The organism is Myxococcales bacterium (assembly GCA_022563535.1).
Lineage (GTDB): Bacteria > Myxococcota_A > UBA9160 > UBA9160 > UBA4427 > DUBZ01.
The window spans coordinates 1-21079 of record JADFNE010000066.1 but is presented as its reverse complement, the minus strand read 5'-3'; the positions used below and the strand labels follow the sequence as shown (position 1 = coordinate 21079).

The following is a 21079-nucleotide window of genomic DNA, read 5'->3' as shown; positions in this document are numbered from 1 at the left end:
CCGTGGACCTCGAACCCGAACCAAACTTCAACGTCACGCGTTTCTGTAAGGAAGAGATCTCGAGGAACAAGGAATGCCACTGTTACTAGGCAGAAGACTGTGAGTCCGGTCATCCACCAGGGCCGAGGCGGTGCCTCGAGTGGTTGGGAGATGTCTTTCACGTGGCACACGCCGGATTTCGGATTGGCGCTCGGCTGCACCAGACAGCAAACTCCGGGTACACCGCGCGGCTACGCATCGCTGCATGGGTAGATGCTGAGTTCCAAAGCGATTCCCGAAGACAGGGATGGCTCTCTCATTTCAAGTTTTGACATAAGACCCTTGGGTTCATGTGGTCAACGCAACACTTTGTCTGAACCCGCAACGTGGCGTAAATGCCGATGAATCAAAGGAATAGCCGCTGTTTCATAGGGGCACGTAGCGCTTAGCTGCGGGTATCCTGGCAACGCGGTCTCAATGACAACGACAACTGCCTGCTCCAACAGTGTTTTCCACGGAAACCGACTTCTTAAGTTGTTCGCGAACTCTCCTCATCAAAGCGGCGCACCACCTCAGCAATATACCCCGCAAGACCTGGAGTTCGAAACCCGGTGGAGCGGTGTGACGGCGGTGTTGCGTTGACCCATTGAGATCACCCCCGTTATCGGCCATTTCTTCAAATTTGCGGCGTATTTTTCTATTTTCTCCGCAACAGACGGTCAGGTCGTTCGCACGGTGACCCTGCGGCTAGAAAAAACAAGCTAAGTTTTCGCAATGTCCAAGCGAGCGACGTACTTCCAATCCACCAACTAGAAGGAGTTGCACCATGCATGCAGGAATAGCCTTTGGAAGCAGATCACGATCGCGTGTCTTAGCGTTGGCCCTGTTCTTTCTGTCAACCACGTCTTTCAATGCGTCGGCAGAGCGAGCTCTCGGAGTGCCAGCGCAATTGAGCGAAATCAGGGCGATGCTGGCTGATATGCGGACGATGCAAGCACGACTTGATGCAAAGCTCAACACTTTGCAATCCAGTGCAGACTCAACGAGCGAATCGTTGAATTTGGCCCACACCAAGTTGGACATGGTCGATTCATCGATCATCGAGGTCTTTGAATCGGTCAATTCTGTCGAAGTCACCACTCAGGTATGTATGTCTGCAGAATTCGCGACATCGGTAGGACTGGGAGAACATGGCGAGGCGGGTGTGGGCTGGCCCAATGTACTTGACGCAAAGTTGGTCGTACAAGAGGATGCAGGCTTGGCATTGGCGACGGGGCTAGGCCAGGAAATCTGCATCCAGATTCCACTCTATTCTGTCTTTGTCGAGGGGCAGCTGGCGATTTCCCCTGGTGCCAAGAATCAACTTGATGAGTTGATTGCACTGGTATCTCAACCAGCGTTGAATCAGGCCGCCGTCGTGGGTGAGATCTACTATCAAACCGTGCCCTCACCCAGTGCGGTAACTGGAGTCTTTGAGGACCTAATTTTAGCGGCGCTGCCTGGTGGTGATCCAACTATCATGATCGATCCCGCCACCTATGATCCGCTGGTCCCGCCTCTCATGAAGACAGCGATCGCGTTTGCGCCGCTCATTGTGGAAGCGGCAATCAACGACCCCTGTGCATCCATTCAACAACTCGACGTCTTGAATCTAACGACCGCAGCGGCATTTGACCCGGTATGCAGCATCGCAGCCGATGCAACATTCCAGGCAGTGACGACTATCGATAGCGTACTGAGAATTGGCCTGTGCGCGGTCACATTGGGTATCCATTGCCCATGATGTGCCCGAAGACAGGGATGGCCTTACAGCTGAGGGCTTATACTTTTCGATGTTCGCCAGCGGAGAGGATCTTCCGCCGCTAGGCTGTGTTCGAATGAGTGAGCAGGCCTACTCCAAGTATTACAGCAGCGCGCGGACCAGACGCGGCGTGTTGGTCTTTGCAGTATTGGTGTTCTTCGTCACCCTGGTTTCGTCAGTTGCAGTTGCGCCCATCAGCGCGTCAATTGTGCAAGGCGAACTCGCATTCATGGTACTAGGCGTTGTTGGCATGGTGCTCCTCCGCTGTCCGCGCTGCGGCAAGGGTCCTTTCCGCCGCGGGAACTTCAGTAATGCCTTCGCACGGCAATGCATGAACTGCGAGCTTCCGATCTACAGAGACGGTACGAACCGCTAGCGCCCGAAGACAGGGGCGGCTCTCTCATTTCAAGTTTTGATATAAGACCCGTTATCGGAAATCTCTTCAAATTTGCGGCTTGATTTTACTATTCTTAACCGCGGTTCTTCCAGGCGCGGTCGATTCTTCTCATCAGTGCCGGGTACACGATGTAGTGCCGAAACGGCGCGATCATTGCCATGTAGGGGGGCCCGAGCCTTCCACGCATCTTGACGTAGACCCCCATCTGCCCGCGATACGAACCGTCGGGCTGCGGAACCCAGCCGATGTGCATGACCGCATGCACAGTAGAATTCGATAGCTCGAGAGCCCATTCGTCGTCGGTTCGATACACGGGTCGAAACGGGCTGTCGCCGGCGGTCTCGTCGGTCTCCGGAGAGAGATCATCCGGCAAGCGATCGCGCAGCGAAGTTTCGCTGCACCCGGGAATCGGCAGGCTGTTGATTTCCTCGTCCCAACCAAAGCGTGCGCCCAACCAACTGCGCAGCGCGAAGAGAGCCCGGCTCATTCTTGAACCAAAGTCCGCTGCGGGATCGAACGAAACGAAGAGGTTCCGAAGGTCGGAGAACTCTTCGAGCGTTCCCGTGGCTGGGAGAAGCCAGGCGTCGATCAACTCGAAATCAGGCGCGATTCCGGCGATCCGCCATGGATACTTGGCATGCTGAGAAGGATGGATCCGCGCTTCAGTTCCCATTTAGTAGTACGGCTCGAGTCCCCGAGTCCGATCTCCAGTGGTATTCGACATCGGGCGCTGATTCTGGTGGCGGGCTGACGCCAAATCGCACTGCTTTGAAACCATGCTTTTCGTAGAATCGACACGCCTTCGTATTCTCTCGATGGGTATGCAATTCAAGGCCATCCGAAGAAAGCTCCCGGGCTTTGCTGAGGAGCGCGAGCCCCAGGCCAATCCGCTGGGCGCTCGGTCTCACATACAGCCGATCAATGTAACTACCCTTCAGCGCCAGGTAGCCAAGAATCTGCCCTTGCTCCTCCGCGACCCAGAGATCTGCGCCCGGCAGAATCATTTCCCGGAAGTACCGCGCGCTGTCTTCGAGCGTGATCACTGCTTCCGTCTCCAGAAATTGATAGGTGTCTTTCCGCGTCTCGTGCCAAAGGGCGACAGTGGTGGACATGTCGGATTCGCTAAAGGGTCGGACTTGCACTTGTGGAGTATGTCAGACCTCAAAACTTGGTGTCGGGGGGGGCCGAATCCGTAGGGAGCGTAGGCCACTGCATCATCGAGCACGTCGAGAGTCGCCTTTTCAAACTCTGCAAGGTCGTTCACTGAGAAGAAGTAGCGGAACGCCGCATCAGATCCTGCATCCTTGGAGTTGTGTTTCCATCGGACTTGGTCTTTGAACATCAGATTCAGTTTTCCGCTGGTGCCTCGAAATCGCTGCGCTTGGGTTTGTGCGACCTGATCCTCGTTGCCCACAAGCCGACACGCGGTGAGCGGGTCGGTGCCGAATATCAAGAAATCAAAGTCTTTCCGGTGCTCGCTGCCGTTCCGCTCGTATGTCAAGTTCCCGTGAACCGTGTCGACTTCCAATACCTTGCTCGACAGGTGAGTCGTGACTTCGAGTTCATCGTTGATTGCGCCGAGTTCTTCTGTGACTCGCCAGATGCCGCTTTTGACGAATCTGTAATCGCCGTCAAATATCGATCCTGAGTTCAGCCGCGGCAATGTGAACGCGGTGTAGGGGTCGTCGAGAGAGACTGGGCCACTTTCCGTGACCTTCATGGCCGTGAAGATTTTCATCCGTTCGCTAGTAAAGTAATGATCCAGCAGAGATCTTGCCGTGCCCGAGATCCAGATGTGTGTCAGGGTATCGCCGAGGACATGCTTTGCATCGCTGATCGAGGGGGGCAGCGCATTGACAAAACCGTCTTGCAGAAAATGAATTACACGTGCCTCGTCCGCACGAAACCCCTCGACGTCTCCGTTCTCTCCCCACTTGTCGGCGAGCTCGCGAGCCATTTCTGCTGGATTGCGAGAGATCCAGGTAGGCTCTTCATCGCCCAAAAAATGCACAAGCTCCGGATGCTTGGAAATGTAGACCTGCAATCGGCTTGCTAGTCCGGTGTCTTCGTAGATAAATCTTTGCATGTGACCGAAGACCGAGGCCCCGAGTGCGTAGCACTGGTCTTCACCGCCGACGTTGGCAATTTCGGACACACAGGCGCCGCCAACTCTGTGGGCGCGCTCGATCATCGTGACGTCGCAGCCCGAGCGCTGCAGATAGTTGGCTGCAACCAATCCGTTGATTCCCGCGCCAACGATCACGATTGCCGGCATGGTCATGGCTCAACACATTATCGTATTGCCAATCTCAACCGCGCCGGTCAGGCGAGCTACGCGCGAAGCTTACGATGGATTGCAAGCCCCAGCAGACTCAAGACTGCCGCGATGCCGAGCGGGCCCAGGGACGGGCCTGTCACGACCACCAGGACTTGACCTCGGATCTCACCACCCGGATCTGTCGAGGTGTGAAGATTCAGGTAATAGAGTCCCGCGAGGAGATCGGCCTCCTTGACAGCGTCGAGTACCTCGTTGCCAATCACAGGTGGACCTGCGACTCCAACTCCGACTTGTACGCCTGCACTCTGGACGGGCGTCGCGGGCCCATGAAAATGCATTGCGGTCGGCGATCCGTTGAGTCCACTCCAACTGATGTTCCAGCTGAGGACCTTGGTAACCGTGTCGAAGTCCATTGTGGCCGCACCGAGACCGGGTGAGCCACTTCCGGCGCCGGCGTTTGCCGACGGGCCGTCCAAAGTTGCGGTCAGGTTGACCGTCGCAGCGCTGGCGTGTAGCGGTAGACAAGCGACCAGCGAGAGCACGATCAGAGCGGTATGAATTCGCATCAGAAACTTCCTCCGAGATAAACCAACACTAAGCAGCTTGTACAAGCCAGGTTGAACAGCAGTCAGAGCAGTTTCGTGCGGCTCTTGGACTAGAAGATCAGCATGACAGGGTAACACCGCGAATTGCAAGCAAAATCTCTGCCTGACCTTGAAATTGTCCCTTGGCGCGGATGCTCGACCGACGAGTTGGCGCCCACCGCCGAAGCAACAGCCGATAGATGCCGACCCCTTTCGGATCGGGACATTTTACCAGTGATTTTGAGCCATTTGTCATGCTGCTACTGATCTGCGGATCGGTCGAGTAGGCCAGCTCAATTTGACACAATTTTCGACACAATTGTCCTCCCGGAACCACTCTTGATTGACTCTAGAGAATCAAAGGGGGGAGGGAGATTCCGCGATGCTGCCCACCACCAGGATCCTGTTGCTCCGCTGTTCCATTGCGATTTGCCTGTTGACGGCTCCATCGTCGGCCCTCGCGGCCACGATTTGGAGTGGCCCAATGATTACCTTTTCCAAAGACGCATTCGCCGACCATACCCTGGCCGAAAACCAGGATCGCATTACGGATGCGGTCTGGATCGCGCGTGCGGGCAGCATGGGCATCTACAACTTCGCATCCGAGGATGCTTTTACTTCATCGAGCCCAGCCGACACCGAATGGGCCTGGGCTCTGAGCGGGTTCAACGTTGGGCAGGAAATTGCCGCGGCGAACTTCGAAAACCTGACATTCAATACCTGGTTCGTGGCACACGGCGGCCGGGGCGATGGGCCGCCATCGACGGTCGGCATTCCCGGTGTCCTGCACTTGATCAGCGATGACATCTACATCGACATCAGTTTTACAAGCTGGGGGGAAGAGCCTGGATCCGGTACCCCGTTTTCCTACATCCGCTCCACCGCAGTCCCCGAGCCCTCCACCGGTATGTTGCTCGGCCTTGGTTTGGTCGGCCTGCTGGCGAAACGCCGCCGCCGTAGCTAGTCGCTCACAATCGGAATTGGCTCCGCCTCACCGCCACGTCCAGAGTCCCGTCTAGGGGAGCAGTCGTCCGGCACGTAAGATCCGGGGTCCCCAGTAGACATGATCGAATGCGACGCGCTCTACCCCTTTGCCCCTCGAAGGTGCGTGGATGAAGCGTCGGTTGCCCTCGTAGATGGCTACATGGTTGGTCCTGGTGCCACCCAGCCGAAAGAAGAGCAAGTCGCCAGGTAGCAGCGCGTCCAACGAAACCGGCACTGCTTGCCGCTCCAGGTCTCGGGCCGTCCGCGGGAGACCACGCATCCCTGCGCGCCGATAGCTGTAGACCACGAGGCCACTGCAGTCGAAACCTTCCTCGGGAATGCTGCCGCCGTTTCGGTACGGCACGCCGATCATGCGGCGCGCCGTATCGACCACGGCCTTGCGCACTGCGCTCGGGCTCGCGCCATGGGAAAGAATTGCAGAGGACTCGGACGGCACGGGTGATGCACAGCCGGTCAGGAGCGCCATCACCAGGACGAATGCTCCTACTAATGAGTGCTGTCGCGAAGTCGCCATTGCCGAGTGTGTAGCGCTGTGGCTCATGCGTTTCTTATCGGAGGATCGCTACCGAGACAAAAGACGCCAGTGATCGAACTCGAAGGAGCCGGACATTAAGGCAGCGCTTTTAGTACGAACTCGCAGCAGAGGGACGCTGTTGGTCTTTGGCGGTCGGAAGCCATGACATCATCATCGACTATATGACTTGAAGTCATATGACACTGAACCGTTGTTGACCCTATGGGCGAGCCATGTCATCGTGATGTCATTGAGTCTAATTACCCTTTGGAGGAAGGCGAGATGAAGTCGATGAAATACAAGCCATTAGCAGTACTCGGTCTAGCGCTTGCTGCGGTCGTGATGATGGGTGCTGGCGATCGACCGGAACGAGGCCTCAACAGCGATGCGGTGGACGAGTTGGTCGCCGCCGGCGTCGACAAAGTACCTCGGTGAATTTACGCCCGTAGTTTCCACGGACGTTGGTGACGGATGGACAAAACACACCTTCGATCCCGACGGAGGCGACGGCCCGATCTGCATTGCGGGAACAGCGTTTTCGGCATTCAGCCGGGAAGGCAACCCCGCCAAACTTCTCATCTTCGAGCAAGGCGGTGGCGCTTGTTGGCAGGACTTCTACAACTGCAACGTCCTTTCCGAAGCTCAAGAGCCGCCGGGACCGCCGACAGGGATTTTTGACTTTGACTCGATGGACAATCCCTTCGCCGACTATTCGATCCTCTATATGCCGTACTGTGACGGCTCGGTCTTCTCGGGAGATAATGACGTCTTCGACCCGGCCTTTGGTGTTGCAATTGGAGAGTGCCCGCAGCCGTAATTCGCTTCCATCGCGGGCTACGAAACCAATCTGCCGGCATAGACCTGGCGAGAAACGTCTTTCCGAACGCCAGCGAGATTACGGTTGCGGGTTCGAGCGCGGGCGGTGTTGGCGTCGCAGCCTTCGCACCGTTCCTCGTCCGGCTCGCCTACGACAACCAGGTCCATCTCACGGTCTTCAATGACGCCGGGCCAGTGACGGTCAATCCGAACGCGATAGGCTCCATTGCTGCGCGTGCGGCCGATTGGCAGTTCGGGCAGTTCTATCCCGCGAGTTGCACGGACTGCGACGACATGGGTGACCCGACTGCAATCATTCAGTGGAGGCTCGACAACGATTCCACGATCCGCGAGGCGTTTTACGAGACGGATGCTGATCTGACCAACCGCTTCTTCCTCGAACTCCTGTTCGACCCGGTGACATTCCGCAACCTCGTCGTGACTGGCCACGGGCTCTTGAACGAATCGCACCCCGACCGCTATAAGCGGTTCATTGTCTCGGGTGACACGTCGCATACTGCCCTTCAATCGCCGCTGTTCTATTCACAAGAGGCGGACGGTGTCCTGCTGAACGAGTGGACTGCGGACTTTCTCAAGCCGACACCGTTCTGGGAAGACATCGTAGAGGCCCCGGTACCGTAGATCGAAGCGATCTGAAACCAAAAACGCGAGGGTTCCGCGGCGATTACCGCCGCGGAACTCTCGCGCAGGGAGCCGAGATCTTCGCTTCGTGCACTCATGCCGGGTTGAGACGTGGCTAGGGAACGGCGATCCGAAAGACGTTGTTGGTGCCAGCGCCCGTGACGTAGACATTGCCGCTCAAGTCCACGGCAAGGTCATGGGGGATCGTGAGTGAATTCGTTCCATCACCTTCTACGTTGATGATCTCCGTGATGACCCCACCCGGCGTGATCCAAAAGACATTGTGGCTGGCAGAGCCCGCGACGTAGACATTGTCGTTGGCATCGACGGCGATGCCACGGGCAAAATCGAGTGGACTGGTCCCGTCGCCGCTTGCGTCGATGATCTGCGTGATGGTGCAGGGTGTGCCCGTCGTGCTGCAGGTTCCCGCCTGTCGATCTCGATCTTGAATGCGTTGTTGGTGGTCGAGCCGGTGACGTAGACATTGCCGCTCGAGTCCACGGCAATGTCATGGGGGTCAGCGAATAGATTCCCGGTCCCGTCGCCGGTTCCGTCGATGATCACCGTGATGGTGCACGGTGTACCCCCCACGCTCGAGCTGCATGTTACCGGGTTCGCGATCCTGAAGACGTTATTGGCGCTAGTGCCGGAACCCGTGATGTAGACATTGCCCATCGAGTCCGTGGCGATGCCATGGGGGACACGGAGTACAATCCCGGCCTTGTTTCCCCCCGGGTCGATGATCACCGTGACTGTCTCGACCGATGATCTCCGAAAGCTGCGGTTGCTTTCAGCGCTCGAAACGTAGAGATTGCTGCTGGAGTCAAAGTCAAGATCATAGGGGCCTTTGAGAGTATCTGGGCCGCTGACGGATCTTTGCTCCATGACCTCTGTGATGGTACACGGTATGCCGCCAGTGCTACATCCGCCGGTCGGTGTAATTTCAAAAACGTTCCAGCTTTCAAAGCCAGTGACCATGACATTGCCACTGATGGGGTCCACTGCAACGGCAAGGGATTCACAGAGCGGCTTTCTGTTGTTGCGGTCAGCTAAATCACATGACCCGTTACCGGTCTCGCCGAAAACGTCGATGATCTCCGTGATGACGCCACCTGGCGTGATCTTGAAGGCGTTGTGGGTGAGAAAGCCCGTGACGTAGACATCGCCGCTCGTCGCGTCGACGGCAATACCTTGGGGAAAATTGAGTGTCTTCCCAGTGTCGCCGGTCGCGTCGATGATCTGCGTGGAGGTGAATGCCGGCCGCGTGCCACTACTACCAGCGTCACCGTTGCCGATGCCTTTGCCGCAAGCCATGAAGAGGATGGACCCCGCGAAAATCCCCAAGATTTGAAACGCAACTGGGACAGTCAGCATTGGAAGCATCAGTCGGATTGAACGTGGGGAGGTCATCGCAGCTCCTTCTCAAGAGTCAGAATTATAGTGCGCGGCGTTGCGTAAATCTCAGCACTCATCGTGTTGCCTACTAGCTGCGCTCGCCACCTGGAGACCTGCGTGGAGGTTGCGGGGGCTTCTGGATTCATCAGCGTTAAAGGTGTTACTTAAAATCGGCACTTAAAATCGGCACTTAAAATCGGCACTTAAAATCGATAGATGAGTCGCCATTGAATGGACACATAGTCCGAATGCAAGGAACCCACATCCGCGAACGGTACGACGTAGGTCGCATTGATCTCGGTAAGGAAGTTCGGGGTTGCATAGATGTCGATGCCGGCCCCCCAGCGGAGCGCGCCGTCGAGACTCGACTCGGTCGTTTTGATGATAAAGTCGGCGGGCACGACGAGATCCGCGTCAACGTTTGTCGTGGTCAAGCCAAAGGTCGCGATGTCGGTAATAAGTCTGGAATGGCGCAATCCCACGCCGAACTTCCCGAAGGGTTGAAACCGCCCGGTGATGAAGGGTAGATACGCCTTCACGTTCGCTGTGATCGTCCAAATTTTGTCGACCTCGACCGTGTGTGTCCCCGTCGAGTTGTTGATGTCCAGGTTCGATTTGTTGGAACCGATCAGCCATTCGCCCTCCAACTCGAACGCCGCCCGTGGCCCAGCGCGATAACCGAATACACCGTTCACGCCGAACCGGTAGTCGTCGTCAATGTCTGTACCATCCACCGTGATCAATTGCATAAGGGCTCGGTCGGCACCATCAATTGCAACGATGTTTGAATTTCCATTTTGGAACGACAAAGTGCTGGCTAGTTTGGTCAGGTCATCATCGAAGTCATTGTCCCAGACAATTGGAAAGCCGACGCCTCCGCCACCTCCCACATAGAAGCCCGGGCGCACGTATTCGGAGGCGTCGTCTTGGCCTTCCTCCTGTGCAGATGCTCCGGGAGCCAACGCGAAAAATACGATCAGCAGAGCGCAGATGCAGCTGGCCAGGTTCCGCATGGTGATCCCTCCAGGTTCGAAGACTGCCAGACTCTACAAGACGGGCTAATTCGTCAGCGGCCCCCTCTCGCAGCCAGGCTGTGGGGGTACACCGACGCGATCGCCTTCACCGACGACCCTTGTTGGATTTTGGTCGAGCGACTATAGGCGAGATCGAAGTGGATCGCGCGGAATTGCCACCATTTTCTTGCAGCCCAGGTTCATCCGGAGGGCCCGATCCACGGTGGTAGCGGGAGCCGGGCTGTGGTTGGAGCAGCAGTTACCGAAACTCGACCCGCTATTCCTTCATTAATAGACCTCAATAACTCCCGGAATTGCCGCCGCTCCCCATCGCTTCTTCCGGATTTCGAACTGGGTCTTGCGCTCCAATGAAGCTCTGTTGCGTCAGCAAAAAAAGCGGGCGCCGCCGCTGCAGCGCCCGCGATCTCAACGCGAATCAATCAACGTAAGGTCAAGACCAGGTCCCCACCTTGCCGCCCTGCAGGTCGGACTCGTTGAACCAATGACTCGTCACAGCCTTGGTCTCGGTGAAGAACGAGATGCCATCTGTCCCCATGCAGTGCAGGTCTCCGAAGAAACTGTTCTTGTGTCCACAGAACGGGAACGTCGACATCGGGACCGGGATGCCCACATTGATACCCACCATGCCGGCATCAGTCCGGCGGCTGAACTCCCGTGCATACCTCCCGTTCATCGTGAAAATCGCTGAGCCGTTCGCGAACTCACTGGCATTCATTTCCGCAAGGCCTTCTTCGAAATCCCTCACGCGCTTGACGCTGAGCACCGGGCCGAAGATCTCGTCGATTCCGATCCGCATATCCGACGTGACGTTGTCGAACACGGTCGCCCCCATGAAGTAGCCGCCCTCATAACCTGGAACGGTGGGATTGCGTCCGTCGAGGATCAGGTCGCCTCCTTCCTTGGAACCCTTGTCCACCCAAGCGTGGACCGATTCTCGATGTTCACTGGTGACCATCGGACCCATCTCGGTATCTGGCAACCAGGCAGCGCCCATCTTCAGTCGCTTCGCGATGTCGAGGATCGTTCCGACCAGTTCGTCGGCGATTTCTTCCTCTACACAAATGGCGGGAAGCGCCATGCAGCGTTCGCCCGCACACCCGAAAGCAGAGTTGATGACGCGCTGGGCGGTGGCCAGAATCGGCGCATCCTTGAGAATCAACGCGTGATTCTTGGCCTCGGTCAACGCCTGAACGCGCTTGCCTTCCGCCGCCGCCGTCTTGTAGACATGCAGTCCAATCTTCTTGGAACCGACCAGCGTCACACCCCTGACCATGGGATGCCGGAGAAGGGGTTCGGCTTCATCTCGCGATGCGGTCACCATATTCATCACGCCGGCGGGAAGGCCAGCCTCTGCCAACAACTCGACCATGCGCATGGCGGTCTGGGGAACCAGACTCGCGGCCTTCAGCACGTAGGTGTTGCCGGTCGCGATCGCTAGCGGAACCATCCAGCCCATCGGGATCATCGCCGGAAAGTTGAAGGGCGCGATGCCGACAAATACACCCAGCGGCTCCCGGTAGCTGACCGTGTCGAAACCCGTCGATGTATTCATGGTCGAGCGTCCCTGCATGGTCACTGGAACCGAGCACGCCAACTCCACGACCTCGATGGCCTTGAAGACGTCGCCGTGGGCTTCTACGAGGGTCTTCCCCATCTCGGTGGCTAGCAGTGTGGCCAACTCGTCCTTGTGTTTATCGAGCAACGCCTTGTAGCGGAACATCACCTGGATGCGCTGGCTGACCGGCGTATCTCGCCAGGCCGGAAAAGCGGCGTGAGCCGATTCCACGCAAGCATTGACCTCGTCGATGCTGCAGCGCGGCGCTTCGGCCATGAGTTCACCTGTGCTGGAATTTGTAACGGGCATGTAGACGCCGCTCTTCGATTCGTGCCATGCGCCGTCCATGAAATATTTGAGTTTCTGGGGTGTCTCGGTTTTGAGTGCGACGCTCATGAATCTTCCTCCGTCGCTCGCTTCGCTGTAGCGAGGACCGCTGAGTTCGAGCCAGCATTGCTTTGCCAGGGTCCGGCATTCGCGAGAATCGCGGCTGCCGAGTCCGCTCGAGAGGGCTGGATTCTATCACCATTGCCCGGCGAGGGGAACATCGAAAAAGCGCAGGTCCGCCGCGAAATAGAGGGTCCGTACTCCCGCTCTCCGGGAAGCAGGGGCAGGCGACCGTAGATGCTCTCGTCGCGGATCAACTGTTTGTCGCTCGGCAGCGGTGAGGCTTCAGGGCGGGTGCTCACGCTGACCTTTCTCTCGAGCTCCAGATGGATTACGGGTTCTGCTGGCGCACTACGATAATCTCAATGTCTGTAATCGGAGGACGTGTCCGTGAAGCTTGGGTCGGTGTTGATTGCCGGTGGGATGGTCGTTGCTCTCGCGAGCGCCTGCGCGTCAGTGAAGCCCCTGTACAAAGGTGAGCGTCGAGCGCGAGAGGAGGTGGCGGTGTTGAAATTGGCCACGACCGGAGCGATCACGAACATCAACGGACTCGCCCTCGAGGGGCGTGCATATGAATTGTTGCCGGGAAGATATGAAGTGAATTTCCGTTCGTACTTCCGGGGCGAATTGATCAATCCGGCGGCCAAGGGCCAGCGCTATAGGCGGGATTGCACCACCGAGTTCAGTGCTGAGGCCGGGCACTTGTACGAAATCAGTGAGGGCAAGCCACGATACATGACCGGAAATCGGAAGGAGGCTGGACGCGAAATGTATGTATTCGACGCTCCTGTTTATCTCGCCGACGTGGATTCTAAAGGCATGGCAATCAAGGCCACAAAGGCAGATTGCAGATATCGAAAATAGTCGAAGACGTTAATTGCCCGGTGGGGGGGAGATCCCCGAACTGACATTTGCGGTTTGACGCGCCGCGATCTCCCGAACGGTTGCTCGAATGCCAGCAACGCGACGACCGAGACCGTAGTGCGGGTGCTCGCCAAATCCCTTCCACAGCGGACCGCTCGCACTGAGCGCCTCGCCGATCAACCACGGGTATTCAACTGCAACGGCCTCCCAGTACTTCACGGCACCACTCACATCGAAGCCCGCGGTGGCTGCCAGGTGAAGGCCGTATCGATCCGCTCGGAGTTCTTGTTCTTGCCACGTTTTTTCCGGGTCATCGAACAACACATGGGCAAATTGGTGAGCGAGCACCATACCGAGGGTGTCGTCGTCTGCGACGAAACTGGTTACGCCTTCGGGTACGTAGATCAATAGCTTGCTGCCCTGGCCCGTGACGATCCGATAGTCGTGGTCATGCGAGAGAATGAATTTGACAGGGCATCCATGAGCCAGTTGCACCGGTAGTTCGAGCTGTGCTTCGCCACGCAGAACGAGTATCTGGAGCGAACTGCGCTCCGAGGTTTCGAGCAATAGATCGGAGAACTCACTCTCGGTACGAATCGTTTTTCGGTCGATCTCGAGCAGTTCGTCACCAGGTCGAATCCCCGCGAGATCGAAGCTGCTGCCGGGAACGACATGTACGACGCTGAGATGTTCGCCGAGCGCATGGTTCCGATTTGCGGCTGCGCGAATCGAATCATCGGCAAAAGTGCCCGGGTGAAATAGAAGTACTCCGGCCTGAGGCCTGAGCGGGGCGCACCGCTTCGCGCTGCCCGTGGTCAGGGCGTACTCGATGTCGAGCACTCGGGCTCTCTGCTTGACGTAGTTGCCCACACTGGTGGCTGCAACTTCCGCCACGGACCGGTCGAGTTCTTCCGGCGAGACCTCGGGCGGAAGCGGGGCACTGGTGCAGCCCCAAGCGCAGGCGAGTGCTGTGGCGATCCCACTGGCTGCGATCTTCGGCATCATTCGAACCGAAGCCTCAGTGGTTCTCCCCGTTTCTGTTTTCCTTTGATCTCTTCGATCGTCTTTCGCTCTGCAAGTACGCGAGCGGGAGTAGTTGGATGAGTTCTGCGATGGCCCGTGAAGTAGTCGACGTTGACGGTCAATCCTAATTGCAGCAGGAATCCGGGAGCCAACGGATATCCCGCGATGGCGGCCAGATAGATTCCCACGTAGTCGGCCCGCGCCTCCGACCTTCTCGAAGCCCAGGGATACCTTCTATTCGATGGACTGGCGAGTATGTTGTGCGCGAGTTCATGTCCCACCACTTGTGCCACCATCGTGTCGTCTGTGTAATACCTCATGAAGCCAGAACTGACTGCAATGGTCTCACCCGTCGCATAAGCGATGACTTGGTCGTTGACAGTAATCGACGCCGGGTAGCGGCAGCCGAGCTGGGTATCGACTTCGAGGGCGAGCGTCTCGTCCTTCCTCGCGATCTCCAATACATTCATTTCTTCAAGCCGGGGCTCGCTCCCGTAAAAGCTCTTTGAATTACGCAGCAAAGAACCGTTCACCTTCAACACTGCGTCTGTGACCTTTAGGCCTGCCCGCTCCGAAGCCATCCCGGGGAAGACCGCGGTCACGAAGAAGCGGTGCTTGGGTCCAAATCGCTTCCGCGCTACAGGCTGAAGCGAAATAGGCAGGCCCTCGAGATCCACCAGGCTCGCGCCAAAAATGGGCGAGACGGTCTCTTCGCAAATCTCCCGGCCCGCGATCTGGAGGCGCTGCGCAATGCGCTGAAGGCGTCTCGAGCGATTGAGCCAATGGTCCAGGGCGAGCTGAAGTAGTCGATCGGTTTCGAACTCGGCGGAGGCGACCGGCTGATCAGGATCTACTCGAGGGGTCTCCGCAACGAGGGCCTGGGCGGACGATGTCACCAGGAGAATTGCGACAACCCAACCCGCCGCGAGCTGGCTCAGTGGCTCTTTCGTTTTCTTCCGAGCCAACATCACCAGATCACGCCCCGGCCCGATCATCAGAAGCGATACTGAAGCCCCACCCCGACCGAGAGATATTTGAAGGACTCTATCGCTGACACGGGCAGCACATAGCTCGCCTCGACATCCATGACGATATGTTCCGTGATGTAGAAGTCCAGGCCGCCGCCCATGCGAAGTGCGATCGACGAATACTTGTTGCTTGAATCGCTGATCGACCCTTTCGTATTGGTCGTAACGGAATCGACATAGAGGGTGCCGGCCCCGAAAATGACAAAGGGCTGGTAGCGACCCGAGAGGAGATATCCCTTGGCATTGCTGCTAACGAAAAGCGCTTGGGTGGTCGTCGTGGCGATCTCTCCCTGTCCGGGAGTCCTCACCGATCGCGACACCTCGTCGAGCCATTCGATTCCGAGTTCGGTCGAAAGCCGTTCATTGCAGCGGTAGCCTGCACGAGCCGTGAAGCCCGCACTCCCCTCCGTGCCGGCCACGGAAATGCCGAAGGGCGATAGCAAGTCGCCCAGGCTGTCCTCTGCGTCATCATTGAAGCTGTCACTGGGGTGTCCATAGCTGGCATTGAATCCTACCAGCCAGCCTCGGCGTCCATGTTTTGCATCCGTTTCTTCGCCTCGCAAGGCCATATCCATCGTCCAGCAGGCGGCCACCATGAACAAGCCGCTGCCCAAAGTAACAATGACTGCGTCGTTACTGGAATTTCCGATCGCCGGCGATGCGGTGAGCATGATTCCCAGCAGGATGATGATGACACGCTTGCCCACGTCTATTCTTTCCCTCTTCTCGAGATCACGATCCAAAACGGGTGCACCAGGGTACGAGGCGATGATGTCATTCCATTTAAACCTCTGCAAGCAGCTGGCGTGAAGGTGTCGCTGCGCCCAAATTGCCGACGAACCCACGATGAACTCGCCTATTGATTGTTGTGCGGACGTGTGGGATGCTGGATTACGTGTATTGAGGAAGGCAGATGAGCTAGCCAGCGGGTTGTTGGAAAACCGCTCGAAAATGAATCAGAGTCATGAATCATGAGTCGTCGTCGTAGTCACCGTGGTAGTCACCGTCATAGTGACCATCATTGGCACCAAATCGTCTTGTCATTACTGACAGTCGCGTTGGCAGTTGCATGTACGGTTGCCAACGAGACTGGATCCTCCGGATCGCTCTCCGAGCCGTTCCTCGACGTCACGGCAACCTGGGAAGGGACCTGGGAGAGCACTGGCAAGCTGACAGGAGAGAGTGGAACCATCGTAATCGTTTTCGTGCAAGATCTCGATTCGAGGACATCGGAGGGCGTATCGAAGGTGACGGCCACGACGGAGATGACGACGACGACAGTGGTGACCTCCGACTGTTTCGATACGGGAGACGGTTTGTCTGTGGTGGACTTCGTTCAGCTGACCGGGGATCTGATCCTTATTCCCGGCGGGTTTGTCGACGGCAAATTTATTTTTCCACAGCAGCTTTCGGTAGTTCTCGATATATTGGGCAACGATATGGTCGGTACCTACCGAGTGGCTTCTCATATTTTTGGCTCGGCCTGCCTAGGCGATGTCGGAACCATCACCGCAACACGAAACTGAACCTATCCGCTAGTGGGGGCGACCCGCTCGAACATTCTTCGGGCGCGCAACGGCACTTTGCCGGTGTCGATGAGCTCGGCCATGAGTTCGCCGGTCGCGGGGCTCATGCAGACGCCGAGTCCTCCGAAGCGCGACGCGATGTAGCCGTTTTGCCATTCCGGGAGTCGGCCCATCACGGGCTTGTGGTAGGGCGGTGTCGGCGCCAGGGCGAGTAGATCGCCCCGATGTTCGAGGATCTTGGCGTCTTCGAGCGCGGGCAGAATCCGGGCGACACCCGCCAGGATTTCCAGCTTAATTTCTTCGGTCAGACTGGCGTCGAAATTGGGCCGCTCGATGAAATCCGGACCGTACATGGCGAGGATCACCTCGCCGTTTTTCTTGGGGAGGATCCAACAATCCCCGGCTCCGAGGGTATGGAGCGGTAGTCCCCCCGGTACGTGCGCGCGCAGGCACTGGATGAGGAAAGGGCGGCAGCCGATCTCGCGGCCGAGCAACGCGCTCCCTTGTCCGGTCCATGGACCCATGGCGAGCACCACCGCATCGGCCTGGAGTTCGCTTCCCGACGCGAGCCGGACGCCGGTAATTCTGTCGCCCGCAGTCTCAAAGCCCACTACATCTCCCTGCATGATTTTGGCGCCCAGGCTTTCCGCCGCATGGGCCATGCCCAAGGTAAACTTGTAGGGCTCCACCTGACCCGCGGGCTCGGTGATGCCGCCCACGTAGTCCGGGTGTAGCGAGGGGAACTGTGCCCGCAGGGCATCGGAGTCGATCCAAGTACTTTCGACGCCGCCCACCTTCCGGTAGGGGCGGAGTAGCTCCTCGGGCCCACCCGCTTTCTCGAGCATCTGCTGGGTCACGAGGTTGGTGCTGGGCGACTCGCAGTATTCGATGTCGACGCCCCCGCGCTCCGCCAACTCGATCGCGAGTTCCGGCATGCGGCTGTAGGACGCGGCGTGGAGGTAGAGCCAATCCTCGACGCTCTCACCGGGGGGCATTTCCGCGAGATCAAGGGTGTCGCCCTCGATCCCTTTACACTGCATCTTGTATGACTTCTCGTAGGCGAGCATGGCCGGCGGGTAGGTGAACACCGCCCAGGCCTTTCCCGATGCACGGGTGGCGATGGATTCGCGATCGACGATGCAGGTAGAGATTCCTCGGCGTTCGAGGTGATAAGCGATCGAGCAGCCAACGACCCCGGCTCCGACGACAATGACATCCTTGTGTGCTGACATGCAGACTTTCCCTGAGCGTGGCCGAGCGTAATCTGATGGGCCTGCTTCTCTATCCAAAGACAGTCTAAATGCCGAGCGTCGCGCCGTAGGCCTTGATGTATTCAGCGGACTCCCGCTTCATCTCGTCCGAATAGCGATCTTCGAGATGAACGATGAGTTCGCCCTCGTAGGTCGCGATTTCATCGAGCACCAGGACAAAATCCGGGACGCCCGCTGCGCGGTAGGTCGCCGACCCGCGGATGCGCACCGTGTTGCCCTGCTCGAAGGGTCCCTCGAGCAAGATGAGTTCCCTGCTATCGAAACGGCGATCGAATTGATCGAGCACCTGTTTGAAGTAGCTGAGAATGGCCGAGCGACCCTCGAAACACTCGTGTCCGGCGAAGGCGATGCCCACATCGTAGACCGCGTGTTCCGCAAAGAAGGGTTCGACGCAGGTCCAATCGTCGCTTTCGTAGGCCTTCTCGAAGGCAGCCGCGTAGGCGGCGAATTGCGCAGTGATCGACATGATCGACCCTCGGGCGGGGAGCTTTGGGTTTGCTCGATCCTAGCAGGTCCCTCTCCCATTCTCATAATGAGTGTTCGGTGATTCAAGAGTTCTTCTCTCAAGAGGTCCTCGCGTCTTGGCGAACAAATGGGCGGGACAACACACTCGCTCAGTATTGGATAGACGGGAGCATGGCCGGTGCCTCTCCGATTCAATCATAAAAGGAACATCCATGGCAAAGTTCTTGGTCGTCGATGACTCAGCCGTAATTCGAGAATACGTGGGACGCCTGCTCGTCGAAATGCGACATATACCGTTTTTTGCGAATGATGGCGTTCAAGCGTTGGCCGAGGTTGATAATCGCGAAGTCGATGCCGTGATCACGGATATTCACATGCCCGAAATGGATGGGATCGTCCTGATCCAGCGGCTGCGAGATCTGCCGGAATTCAAGTCCAAGCCGATACTGGTGCTTACGACCGAAATGAATACCAAGATCCGAGAGGCGGCCATGGAAGTCGGAGCGACTGGCTATATCAACAAGCCCATCGAACCGGATCGATTCAAAAAATTGATCAATCGAGTGATTGGCTGAGCGGCGTCCGCCCCATCGCGGTTGCCACAGAATCGATGCGATAGCTCGCGGGACGGTTCTCTCAGGTTCATGGAAAACTCCATTTAGGGGCCGCTCCATTTGTCGCCGCCGTTCAACTGCACCCGGCGGTATCGGCGAGAGGTACACGCCACACCCTTGTGATGTTTACCCGTATCGGCGCTAGCATGGCCGTCGGGCGCCGCTGCATCGTGTAAATCTTGAAAAGGGATATCGAGCCATGGGCGAGCTGTCGCTGAGTACGCTGGCCAAACTCGCCGAAGTGATTGGTGCCGGCACCATCGTTACCGGTCTGATTTTCGGCTGGATTCAGCTGCGGCAGTACCGGGTGCAGCAACGCGACGCCGTCGCGACCAACCTGATGCAAACCTTCTACAGCCGGGATCTCGCCCAGGCGATTGCCTTGCTGCAAACCGTGCCGGACGGGATCAGGCAGGTCGAGCTGCGGGCGCGCGGTGAGGACCGCCATCACGGTCACCACTTCTACCGACGACGCACCCGCTCACATCAAGTACCGCGACTGGAAACCACGTTGAGCCTGTGACACACGCTACTCTTGACGACTCACGTTTCATAGATTGTCGCCCGGATGTACGCGGGGAATCGAATTGAGTCAGCAAAGTCTTCGAACTCGGGCGGATGCGTCGTTCACACAGTGGGGCCATTGGGTCTTTGGCCATCCATGGCTCGTCATCATCTCGGTGTTGACCTTCTCGGTTCTCTTGATCTCCCAGGTGCGCCATCTCGAGATCGATACCAGCATCGAGGGGTTTCTTCTAGAAGACGATCCGATTCTGATCGTCTACAACGATTTCCGCGATCGCTTCGAGCGCGACGATCTCGTTACCGTGGCGATTCGTCCGCCGGAGATTTTCGACTTCAAGTTTCTAGAGAAGCTGCGAAAGCTCCACCAAGAACTCGAGGACGATCTCAAATACCTCGACGAAGTCACGAGTCTCATCAACGCGCGCTCGACCCGGGGCGTAGAGGGTGAGTTGATCGTCGAGGATCTCTTCGAGGATTGGCCCGAAAACGAGGCAGAACTCGCGGTGATTCGTGACCGCGCACGCGAAAACCCCATCTACGAGAACCTTCTGCTCTCGCAGAACGGCGAACTCACGACCCTGGCCATTCGCTTTAGCACCTATTCTGAATCCAGTGACGACGTCGATCTGTCGGGCTTCGATGACGAAGCCGTACCCCTTACGGGTGAGCCGTCAGCCCGACCTTTCCTCACCGGCGCCGAGACGCTGGAGGCTGTTGCCGGGCTCTATGCCATTCTCGAGCGCTACGACGCCGACGACTTCGAACTCGAGATTGCGGGTGCGCCGATTTTGACCTCGCGACTGACGAACGAAATGACGGCAGATATGGGGACGTTCCTGGTGGTTTCGATCCTTGCCACTGCGGTTTTTCTCTATCTGCTGTTCCGACGCATCTCCGCCACCTTGATTCCCGTTGGGATCGTTCTCCTGTCCCTCCTCACCACCGTGGGTTTCATGCCGTTGCTCGATATTCCGATGCAGATCCCCACCCAGATATTGCCCGCCTTTCTGCTGGCGGTGGGGATCGGCGACTCTGTGCACATCCTGGCGATCTTCTATCAATACAGAGGCCGTGGCGAGTCGAAGCAAGATTCGATTGCCCATGCCCTGGGCCATTCGGGCTTTCCGGTATTGATGACGAGCCTCACGACCGCCGGCGCCCTGATTTCCTTCGCGTCCGCCAGTCTCGCGCCTATCCACAACCTCGGGATCATCGCGCCGATCGGCGTGGTCTTCGCATTCATCTATACCATAACGCTAGTGCCGGCGCTGCTCGCGGTGGTGCCCATTGGCGAAGCGCCCAGGCACGGCGCCCGCCTCGGCGTGGTGGATCGTATGCTCGAACGATGTGCAGTGCTCTCCACCACACGTCCCTGG

General features: G+C 57.6%; 25 protein-coding genes. 11 read left to right on the top strand and 14 right to left on the bottom strand.

The genetic code is table 11. The features are described 5' to 3' along the window. The first annotated feature begins 928 nt into the window (after positions 1-928). Together IH881_16560 and IH881_16555 are read left to right on the top strand one after the other, a co-directional pair. A complete protein-coding gene (locus IH881_16560) occupies positions 929-1762 on the top strand; it encodes a hypothetical protein (protein MCH7869307.1) in 834 nt (277 codons plus the stop codon). A gap of 94 nt (positions 1763-1856) precedes the next feature. Next, entirely contained in the window at positions 1857-2156 is a 300-nt protein-coding gene (locus IH881_16555; GenBank protein MCH7869306.1) for a hypothetical protein, read from the top strand. A gap of 94 nt (positions 2157-2250) precedes the next feature. Here the strand turns inward: IH881_16555 and IH881_16550 are convergent, their stop codons facing one another. Genes IH881_16550 through IH881_16535 form a run of 4 tightly spaced genes read right to left on the bottom strand, consistent with a single transcriptional unit; the run spans position 2251 to position 5021 of the window. Further along, positions 2251-2850 carry a DUF2867 domain-containing protein gene (locus IH881_16550; GenBank protein MCH7869305.1) on the bottom strand — a complete coding sequence of 200 codons (600 nt, stop codon included), beginning with the start codon at positions 2848-2850 and terminating at the stop codon, positions 2251-2253. Next, complete coding sequence (locus IH881_16545) at positions 2840-3220, bottom strand: GNAT family N-acetyltransferase (protein ID MCH7869304.1); 381 nt, start codon at positions 3218-3220, stop codon at positions 2840-2842. The genes IH881_16550 and IH881_16545 overlap by 11 nt, the downstream gene beginning before the upstream one ends. After that, positions 3217-4458: an NAD(P)/FAD-dependent oxidoreductase gene (locus IH881_16540; GenBank protein ID MCH7869303.1), complete on the bottom strand. Its 1242-nt coding sequence runs from the start codon at positions 4456-4458 to the stop codon at positions 3217-3219. Before IH881_16540 ends, IH881_16545 begins: the two co-directional genes overlap by 4 nt. A gap of 50 nt (positions 4459-4508) precedes the next feature. Further along, positions 4509-5021 carry a CHRD domain-containing protein gene (locus IH881_16535; GenBank protein ID MCH7869302.1) on the bottom strand — a complete coding sequence of 171 codons (513 nt, stop codon included), beginning with the start codon at positions 5019-5021 and terminating at the stop codon, positions 4509-4511. A 400-nt stretch (positions 5022-5421) separates the two neighbouring features. On the opposite strand from IH881_16535, the gene IH881_16530 reads away from it, so the two are divergent. Further along, entirely contained in the window at positions 5422-6003 is a 582-nt protein-coding gene (locus tag IH881_16530; GenBank protein MCH7869301.1) for a PEP-CTERM sorting domain-containing protein, read from the top strand. Between the two features lie 51 nt (positions 6004-6054). On the opposite strand, the gene IH881_16525 is transcribed toward IH881_16530, so the two are convergent. Further along, positions 6055-6585, bottom strand: coding sequence for a C40 family peptidase (locus IH881_16525; GenBank protein ID MCH7869300.1), 531 nt, complete (start codon positions 6583-6585; stop codon positions 6055-6057). A 255-nt stretch (positions 6586-6840) separates the two neighbouring features. Between IH881_16525 and IH881_16520 the strand changes: the two genes are divergently transcribed. Genes IH881_16520 through IH881_16510 form a run of 3 tightly spaced genes read left to right on the top strand, consistent with a single transcriptional unit; the run spans position 6841 to position 8016 of the window. After that, positions 6841-6993, top strand: coding sequence for a hypothetical protein (locus tag IH881_16520; GenBank protein MCH7869299.1), 153 nt, complete (start codon positions 6841-6843; stop codon positions 6991-6993). Then, positions 6944-7375 (top strand): hypothetical protein, encoded by a 432-nt coding sequence (locus IH881_16515; GenBank protein MCH7869298.1) that lies wholly within the window; start codon positions 6944-6946, stop codon positions 7373-7375. The genes IH881_16520 and IH881_16515 overlap by 50 nt, the downstream gene beginning before the upstream one ends. Then, positions 7360-8016, top strand: coding sequence for a hypothetical protein (locus IH881_16510; GenBank protein ID MCH7869297.1), 657 nt, complete (start codon positions 7360-7362; stop codon positions 8014-8016). Before IH881_16515 ends, IH881_16510 begins: the two co-directional genes overlap by 16 nt. A 231-nt stretch (positions 8017-8247) precedes the next feature. Here the strand turns inward: IH881_16510 and IH881_16505 are convergent, their stop codons facing one another. The 4 genes from IH881_16505 to IH881_16490 form a co-directional block, all read right to left on the bottom strand. Further along, positions 8248-9390: an NHL repeat-containing protein gene (locus IH881_16505; GenBank protein MCH7869296.1), complete on the bottom strand. Its 1143-nt coding sequence runs from the start codon at positions 9388-9390 to the stop codon at positions 8248-8250. A gap of 224 nt (positions 9391-9614) precedes the next feature. Further along, the gene (locus tag IH881_16500; protein ID MCH7869295.1) at positions 9615-10424 is read right to left on the bottom strand and encodes an outer membrane beta-barrel protein; all 810 of its coding nucleotides are present in this window, start codon (positions 10422-10424) and stop codon (positions 9615-9617) included. Positions 10425-10875: 451 nt separating this feature from the next. Next, positions 10876-12396 (bottom strand): CoA-acylating methylmalonate-semialdehyde dehydrogenase, encoded by a 1521-nt coding sequence (locus tag IH881_16495; protein ID MCH7869294.1) that lies wholly within the window; start codon positions 12394-12396, stop codon positions 10876-10878. After that, entirely contained in the window at positions 12393-12689 is a 297-nt protein-coding gene (locus IH881_16490) for a hypothetical protein (GenBank protein ID MCH7869293.1), read from the bottom strand. Before IH881_16490 ends, IH881_16495 begins: the two co-directional genes overlap by 4 nt. A gap of 88 nt (positions 12690-12777) precedes the next feature. On the opposite strand from IH881_16490, the gene IH881_16485 reads away from it, so the two are divergent. Further along, complete coding sequence (locus IH881_16485; GenBank protein ID MCH7869292.1) at positions 12778-13251, top strand: hypothetical protein; 474 nt, start codon at positions 12778-12780, stop codon at positions 13249-13251. A gap of 9 nt (positions 13252-13260) precedes the next feature. Here the strand turns inward: IH881_16485 and IH881_16480 are convergent, their stop codons facing one another. Genes IH881_16480 through IH881_16470 form a run of 3 tightly spaced genes read right to left on the bottom strand, consistent with a single transcriptional unit; the run spans position 13261 to position 16009 of the window. After that, entirely contained in the window at positions 13261-14256 is a 996-nt protein-coding gene (locus tag IH881_16480) for a PDZ domain-containing protein (protein MCH7869291.1), read from the bottom strand. Beyond that, on the bottom strand, positions 14253-15242 hold the full coding sequence (locus IH881_16475) for a hypothetical protein (GenBank protein MCH7869290.1): 990 nt from the start codon (positions 15240-15242) through the stop codon (positions 14253-14255). Before IH881_16475 ends, IH881_16480 begins: the two co-directional genes overlap by 4 nt. Positions 15243-15268: 26 nt before the next feature. Next, on the bottom strand, positions 15269-16009 hold the full coding sequence (locus IH881_16470) for an outer membrane beta-barrel protein (GenBank protein MCH7869289.1): 741 nt from the start codon (positions 16007-16009) through the stop codon (positions 15269-15271). Positions 16010-16360: 351 nt separating this feature from the next. On the opposite strand from IH881_16470, the gene IH881_16465 reads away from it, so the two are divergent. Further along, positions 16361-16828 carry a hypothetical protein gene (locus IH881_16465; protein MCH7869288.1) on the top strand — a complete coding sequence of 156 codons (468 nt, stop codon included), beginning with the start codon at positions 16361-16363 and terminating at the stop codon, positions 16826-16828. Between the two features lie 2 nt (positions 16829-16830). Here the strand turns inward: IH881_16465 and IH881_16460 are convergent, their stop codons facing one another. Both IH881_16460 and IH881_16455 read right to left on the bottom strand, forming a co-directional pair. Then, positions 16831-18060, bottom strand: coding sequence for an FAD-dependent oxidoreductase (locus tag IH881_16460; GenBank protein MCH7869287.1), 1230 nt, complete (start codon positions 18058-18060; stop codon positions 16831-16833). 64 nt (positions 18061-18124) lie between these two features. Next, the gene (locus IH881_16455) at positions 18125-18565 is read right to left on the bottom strand and encodes a nuclear transport factor 2 family protein (GenBank protein ID MCH7869286.1); all 441 of its coding nucleotides are present in this window, start codon (positions 18563-18565) and stop codon (positions 18125-18127) included. A gap of 211 nt (positions 18566-18776) precedes the next feature. Between IH881_16455 and IH881_16450 the strand changes: the two genes are divergently transcribed. The 3 genes from IH881_16450 to IH881_16440 form a co-directional block, all read left to right on the top strand. Continuing rightward, complete coding sequence (locus IH881_16450) at positions 18777-19139, top strand: response regulator (protein ID MCH7869285.1); 363 nt, start codon at positions 18777-18779, stop codon at positions 19137-19139. A 238-nt stretch (positions 19140-19377) separates the two neighbouring features. Next, positions 19378-19701, top strand: coding sequence for a hypothetical protein (locus IH881_16445; GenBank protein MCH7869284.1), 324 nt, complete (start codon positions 19378-19380; stop codon positions 19699-19701). A 64-nt stretch (positions 19702-19765) separates the two neighbouring features. Further along, the coding region (locus tag IH881_16440; protein MCH7869283.1) for an MMPL family transporter at positions 19766-21079 on the top strand (1314 nt) is incomplete at its 3' end.

What these genes read in the sequence shown, in the direction of transcription:
- IH881_16540 (MCH7869303.1), bottom strand. Translation starts at nt 4,458, where the DNA reads ATGACCATGCCGGCAATCGTGATCGTTGGCGCGGGAATCAACGGATTG.
- IH881_16445 (MCH7869284.1), top strand. Translation starts at nt 19,378, where the DNA reads ATGGGCGAGCTGTCGCTGAGTACGCTGGCCAAACTCGCCGAAGTGATT.
- IH881_16520 (MCH7869299.1), top strand. Translation starts at nt 6,841, where the DNA reads ATGAAGTCGATGAAATACAAGCCATTAGCAGTACTCGGTCTAGCGCTT.
- IH881_16480 (MCH7869291.1), bottom strand. Translation starts at nt 14,256, where the DNA reads ATGATGCCGAAGATCGCAGCCAGTGGGATCGCCACAGCACTCGCCTGC.
- IH881_16495 (MCH7869294.1), bottom strand. Translation starts at nt 12,396, where the DNA reads ATGAGCGTCGCACTCAAAACCGAGACACCCCAGAAACTCAAATATTTC.
- IH881_16460 (MCH7869287.1), bottom strand. Translation starts at nt 18,060, where the DNA reads ATGTCAGCACACAAGGATGTCATTGTCGTCGGAGCCGGGGTCGTTGGC.
- IH881_16450 (MCH7869285.1), top strand. Translation starts at nt 18,777, where the DNA reads ATGGCAAAGTTCTTGGTCGTCGATGACTCAGCCGTAATTCGAGAATAC.
- IH881_16530 (MCH7869301.1), top strand. Translation starts at nt 5,422, where the DNA reads ATGCTGCCCACCACCAGGATCCTGTTGCTCCGCTGTTCCATTGCGATT.
- IH881_16525 (MCH7869300.1), bottom strand. Translation starts at nt 6,585, where the DNA reads ATGAGCCACAGCGCTACACACTCGGCAATGGCGACTTCGCGACAGCAC.
- IH881_16505 (MCH7869296.1), bottom strand. Translation starts at nt 9,390, where the DNA reads ATGCTGACTGTCCCAGTTGCGTTTCAAATCTTGGGGATTTTCGCGGGG.
- IH881_16550 (MCH7869305.1), bottom strand. Translation starts at nt 2,850, where the DNA reads ATGGGAACTGAAGCGCGGATCCATCCTTCTCAGCATGCCAAGTATCCA.
- IH881_16535 (MCH7869302.1), bottom strand. Translation starts at nt 5,021, where the DNA reads ATGCGAATTCATACCGCTCTGATCGTGCTCTCGCTGGTCGCTTGTCTA.
- IH881_16555 (MCH7869306.1), top strand. Translation starts at nt 1,857, where the DNA reads ATGAGTGAGCAGGCCTACTCCAAGTATTACAGCAGCGCGCGGACCAGA.
- IH881_16500 (MCH7869295.1), bottom strand. Translation starts at nt 10,424, where the DNA reads ATGCGGAACCTGGCCAGCTGCATCTGCGCTCTGCTGATCGTATTTTTC.
- IH881_16455 (MCH7869286.1), bottom strand. Translation starts at nt 18,565, where the DNA reads ATGTCGATCACTGCGCAATTCGCCGCCTACGCGGCTGCCTTCGAGAAG.
- IH881_16475 (MCH7869290.1), bottom strand. Translation starts at nt 15,242, where the DNA reads ATGTTGGCTCGGAAGAAAACGAAAGAGCCACTGAGCCAGCTCGCGGCG.
- IH881_16515 (MCH7869298.1), top strand. Translation starts at nt 6,944, where the DNA reads ATGCGGTGGACGAGTTGGTCGCCGCCGGCGTCGACAAAGTACCTCGGT.